Raw genomic sequence first — 14,730 nt, 5'->3', positions numbered from 1 at the left:
TCGTTCGCCATTCAAGCCCCACCTACTCAATGTCCGTCGGACTTCCCCCAGACGATCGCTTCCGGATGACGCTCCAGATAATCGGAGAGGGCATTGAGCGAGACAAGCGTGCGGCGCAATTCGGTCAACGCCTCGTGAACGTCGGACTGCATTGGAGAGTCCTGCTGCAGCGTGGCATTGGCCGCATTGAACGACTGCGTGGCTGCCGTGAGCGTGGTGCGAGCCTGCGGGATCAGTTCCGTGTTGACCTGCTGAAACAGGGTATTCGCGTTCACGAGCGCCTTGTTCAGATTGTTGCCAAGCTGATCGAAGGGCACGCGATCCAGCTTGCTCACTATGCTGGCGAGCTGGTCCTGAAGCTCGTCGAGAGTACTGGGTACGGTGGGGAGTTCGACCGGGCTGCGCCGGGTGTCGATGCTGGCAGCCGATACATGCGGGAAAAAGTCTAACGCCACATAGCGCTGGCCGGTCAGGACGCTCCCCATGCGCAATTGTCCACGCAGACCTCGGGCAACCATTTGACGCAGCAGCGCCCTGCCGGCTTCGCTATCGCCCTTTCCGATCGCTTCCCGGTAGCGTTGGCCGAGCCGGTAGGGGTACAGATTGAGTGCTACCACCATGTCGAAGCTACCACGCGACCGGTTGAAGTCGACGTCGATCGCGCTCACCCGGCCCAGCTCGACGCCGTGAAAGTCGACCGGTGCGCCGACCGACAGCCCGCGCACCGATTGCGTGAACCGCAGACTCACGGCTGCGGCCGGTCCGTCGTCGGCCCGATGTATCGCGTCCTCGCGGTTGGCAGCAAGATCAAATGCGGTGCCATCAGCAGATTGCGGCTGGGCAACCTGTGATCGGGGCAAATCGAAAACGACGCCTCCTGAGAGGATCGTCGCCACCGACTGGGTGTCGAGTTTCAAACCGTTGGAATCGAGGCGCAAGTCGATTCCGCTCGCATGCCACCATTGCGTGGCGGCAGTAACGTATCGATCGTATGGCGCTTTCACGAAGACATCGATGTCGACCTGGGCGCCGTCTCCAGCTAGAGCGTAGCCGATCACCTGTCCAACCTGTACGTGCCGGAAATAGACTGGCGCGCCCACATTGAGCGATCCAAGTGATTCGGTGTGCAGAACGAATCTCCGGCCGTCCTGACCGCTAGTCAGTAAAGGGGGTGTTTCCAGACCGGTGAATTCTTTGCATCGTGTTGAAGAACTGCCAACATCGGCGGCGATATAAGGACCCGAGATAACCGTCGCCAGCCCGGAAATACCGCCTGTTTCTATCCGCGGACGGACGACCCAAAAGCGAGTGCCGCAAGTTGCGAACCGACGGGCTGGGGCATCAAGCTGCACGGCTGCGAGCACATGTGTGCGGTCGTTTGAGAGTTGCAGTCCCGTCAGTTTGCCTATTTCGACATCCCTGTAACGCACACGGGTTTTGCCAACCTCGAGCCCTTCGGCGGTGAGGAAGCTGACGTCGACCTCGGGACCCTGTTGCATGAGCCGAGGAACAAGGAGCGCCAGACAAAGCAAAGCAGCAGCAAGCGGGACGAGCCACACGGCCGACGGTAACGGACGACTTCGCATCAGAAGCCAACAACCAGCGTGATATAGACGAGTGACGCGAAGATCCCGGCCAACGTGCCTAACACGTCTCTGGAAGCTACGCCGCGCGTGAAATGAACCGGAATGCCTACCACCAGGTACGCGATCGAGAACACGATCGCGACCATCAAGGGCGGAGGTGCTAGTGACACAACAGCATTGGCAAATGCGCGCATGCACGGACCTCGTAAAGGAGCGGTGCAACCGGGTTTCGACTACGGCGAGTTCCGATGACCCGTATTTCCGGCGGGGGGCGCGCGTCGAGAGCCCGCCGCACCACGCTCGCTTTTGCGACTTTCGAGCCGTTAATTGAGTTGCGCCACCAGCGCATCAGCACCCTTGTCGAGACCGGTTTTTGCCGCACCGAGCGAACCGAAGGCTGCCGGCAGATTCATGGCGTTTGGATACTGCTTCGAAACGTATGCTTTCAGCAGATGACCGCTTTCGCTGTCATAGACTTCAACTGCGTAGGAAACCGAACCACTGAATGCGCCTTGACCACCGCGGACTGCCTGCACTCCGTTATAGAGATTGCCTGCAAGGTCGAAATGCATGGCCTGTCCGACGAGCAATGTCGTCTTTTCGGCACCGGTCAGCGTCAGCTTGACCCGCAGGGTGTGAGGGCTGGCCTGATTCGCGGCCTCGAATCGCCTGGTCAGTTTCTCCGCGAATGTCTTTGCCATGTAGTCGGCGAGCGCTGTCTTGTCGGCGTCTTTCATGTCGCCAAACTGGTTATCGCTGCCTTGATACACGATGACAGGATCGAGCATCACTTGCGTGTAGCGCGACCAGGTCACCGGGGATGTGTACCGGTAGGGAATCTTGACCGAGTCGTCATCCCGGTTGCGCTGCAACTGTGACGAAGAGGCGATGCCGTTGTAGGCGACCGGCTGCACGCTGGCGCATGCCGCGAGAGTCAGCGCCGCTGTGACAGTGAAAAGAAGCGGGACGAATTTGTGCTTGAACATGCTGTGTTCCTGAAAAGGCAGGGTGGACGCCGACTGGCGTTTGGTTGGGGCGAGAGCCGATGTGGCCGCAGAGTACCATCGCCTTTATTAAATGTAAACCGTCTATCCGGTTTGTTTGGGGTGTAACTGAGAGCGTACAATTCCACCGCTCGCACGAGCGCCTGCTGGGCGGGGCCCCGCGGGACGGCTCACTGAGATTGAGTTACTGCACCGGATTACTTGCCAGACCTGTTCGTGACGCGGCGGCCTTAGGGGCATGCCGAATCGTCGCGACGCCATCAGATTTGAAAATGGACAACCAGACCCGTTCGGAGATTTCCCGCAAGAAAGCGATTGAAGCCGCGCTGACCATTCTTAGCCGTGATGGCGTGGGCGGACTGACATTCGATTCGTTGTCACGCGAAAGTGGTATCAGCAAAGGTGGATTGCTGCATCAGTTTCGTACGAAGCAGGGGGTGCTCAGCGCATTGCTGGAGCATCAGCGGCTTCAGTTCGAGCAGATTGCGCGAGACTATATGGCGAGCGAGGGCGCGGCCAAGGCCGAACCGACGCTGGCGGCGCAGATTGCGATTTACCGGGCGGCGGTGAAGCAGCCGCATTCGGTGGCACGGGCGGTTCTGGCGGCGCTTATCGAGAGTCCGAATTTGCTTGAAGAGAGCAAGACGAGCGATGAAGTGAAAATGAAGACGCTGCATGCGGAGGCGAGTGATCCGGATTTGGCGTTGTTGCGGTATTTTGCTGCTAGCGGGATCGCATTTCATTCGTTGTTGGGGCTTTCGCCATTGAGTGATTCCACCAGAGATGGGTTGTTTGAGAGGTTGCTGGACGAGGATCGGTGGAAGGGTTTGCCGGCGGTGCCTAAGGGGAGGAAGAAGGGCGGCAGGTGAATCCCGCGCTAAGCCGTCCTTCAGCTATATTGCTAAAACGAAGAAAGAAACAAAGCGCATGCCATCTCCAATAACCTTGCAAACCACACCGGCGTCGCCATGCAGGCTCTCAGTTTCCTACCCGACAGCTTCGCGGAATACGAGGATCTCAAGACGATCCTCGACGCCGGTAGCGCAAGCTTCGACATCCGCACGGTTTGCGAGGCGCGCGTCCACGGCAGAACCTTCCCCGTCCTGACCGCAAGCATCGGCTCAAGCGATCCGCAAGCCCCGGCCATCGGATTCTTCGGCGGCATCCACGGATTAGAGCGCATCGGTACGCAACTCGTACTCGACTACATGCGCTCGCTGCTCTCACGTCTCGAATGGGACGAACTGCTGGTGCGGCAGTTGCAATCGGTTCGTCTGATCTTTATGCCCATCTGCAATCCGGGCGGTATGTGGGCAGCCACGCGCGCCAATCCGAATGGCGTCGACCTGATGCGCAACGCGCCGCAAGATGCCGATGAACGCGTGCCGCTGCTCGCGGGTGGCCAGCGTCTCGGTGCCTGGTTGCCGTGGTATCGCGGACGTCGCGGGGCACCCATGGAAGTCGAAGCCGCCGCGCTGCTCAAGCTGGTCGACAGCGAACTGACCTCGCGTCCGCTTAGCTTCGCGCTCGATTGTCACTCGGGTTACGGCTGGCGCGACAGCATCTGGTTTCCGTATGCGCGTACCCGCAAACTGATGCCGCATCTGCCGGAAATGTACGCGCTCAAGACGATGTTCGAGCGTGCCCATCCGCATCACGGCTACGCGTTCGAGCCGCAGAGCCATCAATATCTGCTGCACGGCGATCTATGGGACTACGCCTACGACCGCGCGCCGTCGGAGAGCGTATTTCTGCCAATGACGCTCGAACTCGGCTCATGGCTGTGGATCAAGAAGAATCCGCGTCAACTGTTTTCGCGGCAAGGCATGTTCAATCCGGTGAAAGCGCATCGCACCGCGCGTGTGCTCCGGCGTCACGCGAACCTGCTGGACTTCCTGACCCGCGCCGCCTTTGCGTGGCATCGCTGGCTGCCGCAGGGCAACGGGCGTCAGCAGCTTCTGCACAATGCGATTCAGCATTGGTATCGGACGGCGGGTGAATGAGTACGTGGATCCTGCTGCGTGGGCTCACGCGTGAGACGCGTCACTGGGGCCGCTTTCCGGCCATCCTGCGTGACGCCGTCAAGACCGACAGCTTGCTGCAGCTCGATCTGCCGGGCAACGGCGCACTCATCGATCTGCACGCGCCGGCCCAAGTGCCCTCGATGATTGAGTTCGTGCGGCAGGCGGTATCGCAAAGCAGCGTACCCGGTCCGTACCGCGTGCTGGCGATGTCGCTGGGCGGGATGGTGGCGACGGCATGGGCGCAGCACTATCCTGAGGAGATCGACCGGCTCGTGCTGGTCAACACGAGCATGCGGCCTTTTAGCAGCATGACCGAGCGTCTGCGCCCCCAGGCGTGGCCTCGTTTGCTGCGCGTCGCGGCCGGATGGCGCGACGCCCGTGAGGCCGAGGCGATTATCCATCGGCTGACATGCAACGATTCGCAGGCGCTGGCGGACGATCTTGCCGCGTGGGCCGCGATCCGCGAGAGCGCGCCGGTGAGCCGGGGCAACGCGCTGCGCCAGTTATGGGCAGCGGCCCGCTTCAGCGCCGGCGATACGGTGCCGCGCTGCGCGACCCTGATCCTGTCGTCGGCGCAGGACCGGCTGGTGAATCCGGTGTGTTCGGCGAAGCTGGCGGCGGCGTGGGGTGCGGCGCATATGCAGCATCCGTGGGCGGGCCACGATCTGCCGCACGACGATCCGGTGTGGACCAGCGAGACGGTCGGCGCCTGGTTGCCGGAGATTGTGGACGCAACGGGGAAAAGATTCTGAAGACGGCAGTCGGCATGGCGAAGATGAAAGCGCCATGCCGCTTGTTTGCCGCGCTGCGGCCTCTACGCGCTAGCGTTACCGGTCAGCTACGTTCAATACCAGCTTGCCGAAATTTTCCCCTGAGAAGAGCTTCAGCAGCGCTTCGGGGAACGCGGCGACACCGCCTGTCACGACGTCCTCCTTCGACTGCATGCGGCCGTCAGCCAGGTAGCCCGCCAGTTCGGCGATGGCCTCCGGATAGCGGGATGCATAGTCGAACACGACGATCCCCTCCATACGCGCCCGGTTAACCAGTAGCGACAGGTAGTTCTTCGGTCCGGCGGCGGGCGTGCTGCCCGGATTGTTGTACTGGCTGATGGCGCCGCAGATGATAATGCGCGCACCGCGTGCCAGCCGTGCCAGCACGGTGTCGAGAATGTCGCCGCCCACGTTGTCGAAATAGACGTGCACGCCGTCCGGGCAATGCTGCTTCAGCCCGTCGCGCACGGAGGACGGAGACGCCTTGTAGTCGATGCACGCATCGAAGCCGAGTTCGCGCACGACCCATTCGCATTTGGCCGCGCCACCGGCGATGCCCACCACCCGGCAGCCCTTGATTTTCGCGAGCTGGCCGACCGTTTGCCCGACTGCGCCGGCCGCGCCGGAGACGACGACGGTTTGGCCCGCCTTCGGCTCGCCGACATCGAGCAGTCCGAAATATGCAGTCATCCCGGGCATGCCGAGCACGTTCAACCACTGCGTGGGGGAACCGAGCCGCGGATCGATTTTGAAAAGGCCGAAGCGTTGCGCGTGCGCGCCGTCGATGCGCGCGAATTCCTGCACGCCGAGCACCGCGCTCACCTGGTCGCCGGCTGCGTACGCCGGATGTTTCGATGCGACGACAGTGCCGATACCGCCGGCACGCATCACTTCGCCGATGCCGACCGGCGCGATGTAGCTCTTGCCCTCGTTCATCCAGCCGCGCATCGCCGGATCGAGCGACAGCGCGAGTGTTTTGACAAGCAGCTCGCCGTCGGCCAGTTCGCTGTCAGCGGGCACGGCCTCTTCGGTGAGGCTCCAGTTCTCCGCTGTCGGCAGACCGGCCGGTCGCGAGGCGAGACGGATCTGGTGGTTGACGGTGCTCATATTGATTCCTTGTGATTGCCGGATGCCGGCTATTTTCCAGCCGCGCTCGCGTGGGGAAAGGTGCGATTTGGCCACCGGCTGGGTGATTTCTGGACGGCTCGGGTAAATCCCCGGTTCACAGCCGGGAGGTCCGTTGCTAAGGTCGGGAGCCAATTTTCAATCATACGCATCATACCGGGGTGGACAGGTGACCGGGGTCTTGCAGCCGGCGACGTGCTATCTTCACCTGGCCGCAAAGCGGCTTCAATGAGGTCTACCCGATGATCGAGGGTCTGCAGCAGCGATTCGCCCATGTCAACGGTATCAGGATGCACTACGTCGAAAAGGGCGAGGGTCCGCTGGTGCTGCTCTGTCACGGCTGGCCGGAGTCGTGGTACTCGTGGCGCTGGCAGATCGACGCGCTCGCTTCCGCCGGCTACCGCGTGGTGGCGCCGGATCAGCGCGGCTACGGGCAGACCGAGGCGCCCGAAGCGGTCGAAGCGTACGACATCCTGCATCTGGCCGGCGATCTCGTCGGTCTCGTCAACGCGCTCGGCGACGAGCCGGCCGTGCTGATCGGGCACGGCTGGGGCGCGGCCGTTGCCGCCCATGCGGCGTTGCTGCGGCCCGACCGGTTCCACACGCTCGGGCTGCTGAGCGTGCCGTATATGCCGCGGCGAGCCAGGCGTCCGGCGTTGCACTTCCAGCAGATCACGCAGGAGCGCCACTTCTATCAGGAGTACTTTCAACAGCCGGGGCGAATCGAGCGGGAACTCGAGGAAGACATTGGCCGCGCGTTGCTCGGCATTCTCTATACGGCATCCGGAGATGGCGTCAGGGCGGCGCCGTCGGTCAATTTCGCGTCCTTCGACAAGACCACGCGGCTAGTCGACAATCTGACGCTGCCCGATGATCTGCCGTCGTGGCTGCCCGAAACGGCGCTGAAATTCTTCGTGGCGGAATTCGAGCGCAGCGGTTTTCGCGGGCCGATCAACTGGTATCGCAACATCGACCGGAACTGGGAACTGACCGGGTTTCTCGACGGCGCGCGGATCTCGCAGCCTACGTTGTTCATCGCAGGGGAGCTTGATGGCGTGCTGAAGATGGCTGCGAAAGATTTCGAACAACTGGAACTCAACGTCCCCCGTCTTCGGAAGAAGCTCGTAATCCCGGGCGCAGGCCACTGGATCCAGCAGGAACGGCCGGCGCAGGTGAGTGAGGCGATACTGGAATTTCTCGCGGCAGAGCGGGCAGGGCAATCCCACGCGGACTGATGGACCTGCCCGCAGGACTGAGCGGCTTCGAGCTTGGGCCCGCAACCCGCACGGCACAACCCGAGCGATGGGCGCAGTTCGAGGCGACGGCGTGCCTGGACTCAACGATCTTCCTTGTACTTGACCTGTATTTGCCGCTCCGTGCGTCCGGTAAGCCAGTATGCTTTTGTCGACATATCAGGCGTGCTCGCGCTTTGGGCGGCCATGCTAATCTGTCTGAGGAATAGCTTCGCCCAGCCTGACCGGGCTTACTGGGCTCACAAGGAGATCACTGCATGTTTTCACGAATCGCCTCGCGCCGTTCCCTGGCGCGTGTCTTTACAACCGCTTCGCTGGCGCTCGCCTGCAACGCCGCCTGCCTGAGCGCAGCGTTCGCCCAGGCCACCATTCCTGCTTCCCTGACCCCAGGCGAAGCGACCCATGTCGTCGCAGCACTCAAGGCGAGCGGCACGCAGATCTACACGTGCAAGCGCGACGCCAGCAACAATCTGTCCTGGGCGTTCAAGGCGCCGAGCGCCGAGCTGTACGACGCATCGGGCACACTGATCGTCACGCATAGCGCGGGCCCCTCATGGGCTGCAGCGGACGGCAGCAGGATCACCGGCGCGGTACTCCAGCAAGCGCCGAATACCGATCAGGCCGGCAGCATCCCTCTTCTGCTGCTGCGGGCGACTAATGCCGGTGGTCCTGGCCTGCTTTCTACGGTGCGCTACGTGCAACGTCTCGACACGCATGGCGGTGTCGCGCCAAGCGGACCCTGCACGCAGGAAGGACAGGAAGGGCGCAGTCCATATATAGCCGAATACGTGTTTCTCGGCTGAGACCTCGCAATCGGTTTGCCACCTGGGGCGACACCTTAGTAAGCGTTCATCTGAAAGTCGATGTGCGGATGCACATTGACTTTCAACTATCTGGCGCATAATTCGTATCACGATGCAGTCGATTGCCGCCCGCTGTGGAGGAGATCATGCAAGCGAAGAACGAAGAATCCGTTGCGCACCTGCTGAACGACGTCATCGAATTCGCACGCGGGCGATTGCCCGAACCGACATTCGCAATCGTCGAACCCTTTCTGCGGCACTACTACGATTTCGTCGACGCCGACGATCTGCAAAGTCGCGCAATCGCCGACCTCTACGGCGCGGCACTCGCGCATTGGCAAACCGCCCAGCGCTTCGTTCCCGGCAGCGAACGATTGCGCGTCTATAACCCGATTCTCGAACAGCACGGCTGGCATTCCGATCACACCGTCATCGAGATCGTCAATGACGACATGCCGTTCCTTGTCGATTCGGTGTCGATGGCGGTCAACCGGCTCGGGCTTGCCTTGCATTCGGTCGTGCACCCGGTGTTCCGCATCTGGCGCGGCGCCGACGGCAGTATCGTGCGCGTCGGCCAGGGTGCGGAAGATGCGGCCGACACGCAGTCGCAACTCGCGTCCTTCATCCACTTCGAAGTAGATCGTTGCGGCGACGCCGCCAAGCTCGACTCGCTCAGGGACGATATTGCCAAGGTCTTGGGCGACGTGCGTGCGGCAGTGGAAGACTGGCCGAAGATCGTTGCAATTGCGCGCGGCACCATCAAAGACATGAAGTTGCGCGACACCGGCGTCGAAGGCGCGGAAGCGCGTGCCTTCCTTCAGTGGATGGTGGACGACCACTTCACGTTTCTCGGGCAGCGCGACTACGAACTGGTTTCGCATGACGTGGGCTTTGGCCTGCGTCCACTGCCGGATTCGGGCCTTGGCATTCTGCGCGATGCGCTGCGGCCGGTGGGCGCCGCCGATGTCACGCCGTTGCCGGCCGCCGCCGCACAGATCATCACGGGTCCCTCGCCGATCTTTTTGACCAAAGCGAATTCGCGCGCCACTGTGCATCGGCCCGGATACCTCGATTACGTGGGTATCAAGCTGACCGGCGCGGATGGCAAGATCATCGGCGAGCGCCGTTTTATCGGGCTGTATACGTCGACGGCGTATATCGTATCGGCGTCCGAAATACCTATCGTGCGCCGTAAATGCGCCAATATCGTGCGCCGCGCCGGCTTTTTGCCGAAGGGGCATCTGGCGAAGTCGCTGGTGACGGTGCTGGAGACCTATCCGCGCGACGAACTGTTTCAGGCCGAAGAAGACCAGCTCTACGACATCGCGCTTGGCGTGCTGCGTTTGCAGGAGCATCAGCGCACCCGCCTGTTCGTACGGCGCGACCGGTTCGATCGCTTCGTGTCGTGCCTCGTCTTCGTGCCGCGCGACAAGTACAACACCGACTTGCGGCGCCGCATTGCCAACCTGCTTATGGAGGCGTTCAACGGCGCCAGCGTCGAGTTCACCCCCTTGCTTTCGGAGTCGACTCTCGCGCGGATTCACTTCGTCGTGCATGCCGAGCCTGGCGCGATGCCGGATGTGGACACCCGCGAGCTCGAAGCTCGGCTCGTGCAGGTGACGCGCCGCTGGCAGGACGATCTGGCCGATGCGCTGATCGATGCGTTTGGCGAAGAACAGGGCAACCGTCTGCTGCAGCACTACGCCGATTCGTTTCCGGCTGGCTACCGCGACGACTATCCGGCCCGCACGGCGGTGCGCGATATCGAACTGATCGAGCGGCTTCAGGGCAGCGAGCGCATTGCCATGAACCTGTATCGGCCGATCGAATCCGGCCCGCGTGCGTTTCGTTTCAAGGTGTACCGGGCGGGGCATCCGATCGCCTTGTCACGCAGTCTGCCGATGCTCGAGCATCTCGGCGTTCGAGTCGATGAAGAGCGTCCCTATCTGATTGAAGCGCTGAACGCGACGCCCGCATGGGTCCATGACTTCGGCCTCGAACTCGCGGACGACGCCGAATTCGATATCGAGCGTGTGAAAAACCTCTTTGAGGATGCGTTCCAGCAGGTCTGGACCGGTGAGATCGAAAGCGACGACTTCAACCGGCTCGTGCTGCGTGCACAACTGGCGGCGCGCGAAGTGACGATCTTGCGTGCCTATGCGAAGTATCTGCGGCAGGTCGGTTCGACCTTCAGCGATGCCTACATCGAGCGCGCACTGACCGGCAATCCCACGATTGCCCGCAAGCTCGTCGAACTGTTCGTGGCGCGCTTCGACCCGTCGCTGGGCGATACGCGCGAGCAGCGTGTGGAATTGCTGCTCAAGTGGATCGATAGCGCGCTCGACCAGGTGCCGAATCTCGACGAGGACCGCATCCTGCGGCAGTTTCTCGGCGTGATCAAGGCCACCCAGCGCACGAATTACTACCGGCACGACGGGGAGGGGCGCCCCAAGCCATATCTATCGTTCAAGTTCAATCCGGCGTATGTGCCGGGCTTGCCTGAGCCCAAGCCGATGTTCGAGATCTGGGTGTACGCGCCACGCGTCGAAGGCGTGCACCTGAGAGGAGGGCGAGCCGCGCGCGGTGGCCTGCGCTGGTCCGACCGGCGTGAGGATTTCCGCACGGAAGTCCTCGGCCTGATGAAAGCGCAAATGGTGAAGAACGTGGTGATCGTGCCGGTGGGCTCGAAGGGTGGCTTCGTCGTGAAGAACCCGCCGCCGCCCGGCGACCGCGAAGCGTGGATGCGCGAAGGCATCGCCTGCTACCAGACCTTCCTGCGCGGCCTGCTGGATCTGACCGATAACCTGGCCGGCGCCGATATCGTGCCGCCGCCCGATGTGGTGCGGCACGATGGCGACGACCCGTATCTGGTGGTGGCCGCGGACAAGGGCACCGCCACGTTCTCCGACTATGCGAACGCAATTTCTCAGGAGTACGGATTCTGGCTCGACGACGCGTTTGCTTCGGGCGGCTCGGTCGGCTACGACCACAAGAAGATGGCAATCACCGCGCGCGGCGCCTGGGAATCGGTGAAGCGGCATTTCCGTGAGATGGGCGTCGACACCCAGACCATGGACTTTACGGTGGTGGGCATCGGCGATATGTCAGGCGATGTGTTCGGCAACGGCATGCTGCTGTCGCCGCATATCAAGCTCGTGGCCGCGTTCGACCATCGCCATATCTTTCTCGACCCGAACCCCGATCCGGGCGCCAGTCTGGCCGAGCGTGGGCGCCTCTTTATCCTCGAGCGCTCAAGCTGGGCCGACTACGATCCGACGCTGATCTCGGCCGGCGGTGGCGTATTTCCGCGTACGGCCAAGACCGTTCCGGTATCGGCTGCGATGCAGGCCATACTTGGCATCAATGCCGCCGCGCTGCCGCCGAACGAACTGATCCGCGCGATTCTGCAGGCGCCGGTGGATCTGCTCTATAACGGCGGCGTCGGCACCTACGTGAAGGCGAGCCGCGAGACCCATGCGCAGGTCGGCGACCGCACCAACGACGCGTTGCGCGTGAACGGCGCGGATCTGCGCTGCAAGGTGGTGGCGGAGGGCGGTAACCTGGGACTCACGCACCTCGGGCGGATCGAGTTCGCATTGCGTGGTGGCCGCATCAACACCGACGCAATCGACAATTCGGCCGGCGTGGATTGTTCGGATCACGAAGTCAACATCAAGATTCTGCTCGGCCTCGTCGTGAAAGATGGCGAGATGACCGAAAAGCAGCGTAACGCGCAGCTTGCCGACATGACCGATGAAGTCGGGCTTCTGGTCCTGCAGGACAACTACTATCAGACTCAGGCACTGTCGATCGCGGGCCGCTACAGTATCGAACTGTTCGACGCCGAAACACGTTTCATGCGCTGGCTCGAACGGGCGGGGCGTTTGAATCGCGTGATCGAATTCTTGCCGACCGACGAGGAAATCGCCGAGCGCCAGGCGGCCAAGCAAGGCCTGACCTCACCGGAGCGCGCGGTCCTGCTTGCCTACAGCAAGATGTGGCTGTACGACGCGCTGCTTGAATCCGATATGCCGGAAGATCCGTTGGTCAGCAGCATGCTGATCGACTATTTTCCGAAACCGTTGCGCCACCGCTTCAGGGAGCCGATACAGCGCCATCCGCTAAGGCGCGAGATTCTCGCCACGTATCTGACCAACGCGCTTGTCAACCGCGTGGGCTGTGAATTCGTGCACCGGCTTATGGAAGAGACTGACGCGCAGCCGGGCGAGATCGTGCGGGCCTGCATCATGGCGCGCGACGTCTTCGATCTGGACGACGTGTGGCACAGCATCGATGCGCTCGATAACCGCGTGGCCGACGATGTCCAGGCGCGCATGTTCGTCGAGGTAGCGCGACTCGTGGAGCGAACCGCGCTGTGGTTCTTGCGGCAACTGCAATCGGGCGCCGTCGTCGACGTGACCGATCTGCTGGCGCGTTGCCGCGATGCCGCGCAGCGGCTCGCGTCGCAATGGCCTGCATTGCTGCCCGCCGCCGATCTGGAAGCGCTGATGGAACGGCAGCGGATTCTGGTGGACGCCGGCGTCGACAGCGAACTGGCGGTGCGGGTTGCGAGCGGCGAAATCTCCGCGGCCTTGCTCGATATCGCCGAGGTGGCGGCCACCTGCGGCAAGAATCTTGAACTCGTGGCAGGCGTGTATTTCGCGCTCGGCACGCAGCTCAACTATGGCTGGATCGCCGAACGCGCCAACGCGCTGCCTGCGCCGACGCATTGGGACATGCTGGCGCGCGCCGCTGCGCTCGCCGAACTGGCTCGCCTCAAGCGCGCCCTGACGACGAGCGCGCTGGCGGGCGCCACGGAATCGTCGACGCCGGACGAACTGGTCGAACGATGGCAAGCCCAACGTGCGGCGCCGCTCGAGCGTTATGCGCGACTGGTTGCCGACCTGCGCGCATCGGGCGGTTCGAGCCTCTCGGTGCTGCTTGTGATCGTGCGGGAAATGGCGCTGTTGGAGCGGACCTGAAGGTGGCCGGCAACGGCGAGGTAAAGCGGCGGCGAGGGGCTCGTAGAGGGGAGTTGGACGCATGACACCCTGATTGCCCATAATAGCGACTCTTGCCATTCCGCCTTGAACCCGCCATGACCGATCACGTAGCATCGAATCCCGCTGTGCCGCGCCTCACGAGCCTTTCGCATGGCGGCGGCTGCGGCTGCAAGATTGCGCCGGGCGTGCTGGCCGATCTGCTCAAGCGCAGTGTGCCGCTACCGGCGTTTCCCGACCTGCTGGTCGGCACCGAGACCGCCGACGATGCCGCTGTGTACCGCCTGAACGATGAGCAGGCGATTATCGCCACCACCGATTTCTTCATGCCGATTGTCGACGATCCGTACGATTTCGGCCGCATTGCGGCGACCAATGCGCTCTCCGACGTATATGCAATGGGCGGCAAGCCGATTCTCGCGCTCGCGCTGGTCGGCATGCCAATCAACGTGTTACCACACGACGTGATCGCGGCGGTGCTGCGCGGCGGCGAAGATGTCTGCACGCAGGCAGGCATTCCGGTGGCTGGGGGTCATTCGATCGATTCCGTCGAGCCGATCTACGGTCTCGCCGCGCTGGGCGTGATCCATCCGCAGCGCGTCAAGCGCAACGCGGGGGCTCGCGCCGGCGACGTGCTGGTGCTGGGCAAGCCGCTCGGCGTGGGTGTGTTGTCCGCGGCACTGAAAAAGAACCAGCTCGACGACGCAGGCTACCGCGAGATGATTGCGAACACCACCAAGCTGAACCGCCCCGGGACCGATCTCGCTGCATTGCCGGGCGTGCATGCACTGACCGACGTCACGGGCTTCGGCCTGCTTGGACATACGCTAGAACTGGCGCGCGGGGCGGGGCTGAGCGCCCATCTGCGCTATGCAGACCTGCCGTGGCTCACCGGTGTCGAAGCGTTCGCGGATGCGGGCGTGATTACCGGCGCGTCGGGGCGTAACTGGGCTTCGTATGGCGAGAGCGTCGGTTTAAGCGCGGGACTGCCGGAGCGCGCTCGCGCGTTGCTCACCGATCCGCAAACCTCAGGTGGTCTGCTGGTCTCCTGCACGCCGGAAAGCGTCGATGACGTGCTGGCGATTTTCCGCGCCGACGGCTTCGATCGTGCGGTAGTGATTGGTGAGATGCGCGACGGCACGCCGCGCGTCGAGGTGGCGTGATC

At 62.6% G+C, this 14,730-nt stretch carries 11 protein-coding genes; 7 read left to right on the top strand and 4 right to left on the bottom strand.

Going from position 1 to position 14,730, the window contains the following annotated elements:
- Positions 1-26 precede the first annotated feature (26 nt).
- The 3 genes from BUS06_RS36245 to BUS06_RS36235 form a co-directional block, all read right to left on the bottom strand.
- Positions 27-1,586: a PqiB family protein gene (locus BUS06_RS36245; RefSeq protein WP_074269044.1), complete on the bottom strand. Its 1,560-nt coding sequence runs from the start codon at positions 1,584-1,586 to the stop codon at positions 27-29.
- Positions 1,586-1,780: a hypothetical protein gene (locus BUS06_RS36240; protein ID WP_074269043.1), complete on the bottom strand. Its 195-nt coding sequence runs from the start codon at positions 1,778-1,780 to the stop codon at positions 1,586-1,588. Before BUS06_RS36240 ends, BUS06_RS36245 begins: the two co-directional genes overlap by 1 nt.
- 129 nt (positions 1,781-1,909) lie before the next feature.
- A complete protein-coding gene (locus BUS06_RS36235) occupies positions 1,910-2,572 on the bottom strand; it encodes a DUF3313 domain-containing protein (protein WP_074269042.1) in 663 nt (220 codons plus the stop codon).
- 290 nt (positions 2,573-2,862) lie between these two features.
- Between BUS06_RS36235 and BUS06_RS36230 the strand changes: the two genes are divergently transcribed.
- The 3 genes from BUS06_RS36230 (at position 2,863) to BUS06_RS36220 (ending at position 5,366) form a co-directional block, all read left to right on the top strand.
- Complete coding sequence (locus BUS06_RS36230) at positions 2,863-3,459, top strand: TetR/AcrR family transcriptional regulator (RefSeq protein WP_074269041.1); 597 nt, start codon at positions 2,863-2,865, stop codon at positions 3,457-3,459.
- 99 nt (positions 3,460-3,558) lie between these two features.
- Positions 3,559-4,593, top strand: a complete 1,035-nt coding sequence (locus BUS06_RS36225) for a M14 family zinc carboxypeptidase (protein WP_074269040.1) — start codon at positions 3,559-3,561, stop codon at positions 4,591-4,593.
- Positions 4,590-5,366, top strand: a complete 777-nt coding sequence (locus tag BUS06_RS36220; protein ID WP_074269039.1) for an alpha/beta fold hydrolase — start codon at positions 4,590-4,592, stop codon at positions 5,364-5,366. The genes BUS06_RS36225 and BUS06_RS36220 overlap by 4 nt, the downstream gene beginning before the upstream one ends.
- Before the next feature lie 75 nt (positions 5,367-5,441).
- On the opposite strand, the gene BUS06_RS36215 is transcribed toward BUS06_RS36220, so the two are convergent.
- Positions 5,442-6,491, bottom strand: a complete 1,050-nt coding sequence (locus tag BUS06_RS36215; RefSeq protein ID WP_074269038.1) for an NADP-dependent oxidoreductase — start codon at positions 6,489-6,491, stop codon at positions 5,442-5,444.
- A 260-nt stretch (positions 6,492-6,751) separates the two neighbouring features.
- On the opposite strand from BUS06_RS36215, the gene BUS06_RS36210 reads away from it, so the two are divergent.
- The 4 genes from BUS06_RS36210 to selD all read left to right on the top strand — a co-directional run bounded on the left by BUS06_RS36210 (position 6,752) and on the right by selD (position 14,728).
- On the top strand, positions 6,752-7,744 hold the full coding sequence (locus tag BUS06_RS36210; RefSeq protein WP_143787712.1) for an alpha/beta fold hydrolase: 993 nt from the start codon (positions 6,752-6,754) through the stop codon (positions 7,742-7,744).
- Between the two features lie 275 nt (positions 7,745-8,019).
- A complete protein-coding gene (locus BUS06_RS36205; RefSeq protein ID WP_083611751.1) occupies positions 8,020-8,565 on the top strand; it encodes a DUF3455 domain-containing protein in 546 nt (181 codons plus the stop codon).
- Between the two features lie 146 nt (positions 8,566-8,711).
- Complete coding sequence (locus tag BUS06_RS36200) at positions 8,712-13,547, top strand: NAD-glutamate dehydrogenase (protein WP_074269037.1); 4,836 nt, start codon at positions 8,712-8,714, stop codon at positions 13,545-13,547.
- Between the two features lie 116 nt (positions 13,548-13,663).
- Positions 13,664-14,728 carry a selenide, water dikinase SelD gene (gene selD, locus BUS06_RS36195; protein WP_074269036.1) on the top strand — a complete coding sequence of 355 codons (1,065 nt, stop codon included), beginning with the start codon at positions 13,664-13,666 and terminating at the stop codon, positions 14,726-14,728.
- The last annotated feature ends 2 nt before the right edge of the window (positions 14,729-14,730 follow it).

This window comes from Paraburkholderia phenazinium (assembly GCF_900141745.1).
Lineage (GTDB): Bacteria > Pseudomonadota > Gammaproteobacteria > Burkholderiales > Burkholderiaceae > Paraburkholderia > Paraburkholderia phenazinium_B.
The sequence above is the reverse complement of the archived record's forward strand: the minus strand, read 5'-3'. Positions and strand labels throughout refer to the sequence as shown.

Excerpts from the sequence above, each read along its gene's own strand:
- BUS06_RS36245 (WP_074269044.1), bottom strand. The coding sequence starts at position 1,586 with ATGCGAAGTCGTCCGTTACCGTCGGCCGTGTGGCTCGTCCCGCTTGCT.
- BUS06_RS36240 (WP_074269043.1), bottom strand. The coding sequence starts at position 1,780 with ATGCGCGCATTTGCCAATGCTGTTGTGTCACTAGCACCTCCGCCCTTG.
- BUS06_RS36235 (WP_074269042.1), bottom strand. The coding sequence starts at position 2,572 with ATGTTCAAGCACAAATTCGTCCCGCTTCTTTTCACTGTCACAGCGGCG.
- BUS06_RS36230 (WP_074269041.1), top strand. The coding sequence starts at position 2,863 with ATGGACAACCAGACCCGTTCGGAGATTTCCCGCAAGAAAGCGATTGAA.
- BUS06_RS36225 (WP_074269040.1), top strand. The coding sequence starts at position 3,559 with ATGCAGGCTCTCAGTTTCCTACCCGACAGCTTCGCGGAATACGAGGAT.
- BUS06_RS36220 (WP_074269039.1), top strand. The coding sequence starts at position 4,590 with ATGAGTACGTGGATCCTGCTGCGTGGGCTCACGCGTGAGACGCGTCAC.
- BUS06_RS36215 (WP_074269038.1), bottom strand. The coding sequence starts at position 6,491 with ATGAGCACCGTCAACCACCAGATCCGTCTCGCCTCGCGACCGGCCGGT.
- BUS06_RS36210 (WP_143787712.1), top strand. The coding sequence starts at position 6,752 with ATGATCGAGGGTCTGCAGCAGCGATTCGCCCATGTCAACGGTATCAGG.
- BUS06_RS36205 (WP_083611751.1), top strand. The coding sequence starts at position 8,020 with ATGTTTTCACGAATCGCCTCGCGCCGTTCCCTGGCGCGTGTCTTTACA.
- BUS06_RS36200 (WP_074269037.1), top strand. The coding sequence starts at position 8,712 with ATGCAAGCGAAGAACGAAGAATCCGTTGCGCACCTGCTGAACGACGTC.
- selD (WP_074269036.1), top strand. The coding sequence starts at position 13,664 with ATGACCGATCACGTAGCATCGAATCCCGCTGTGCCGCGCCTCACGAGC.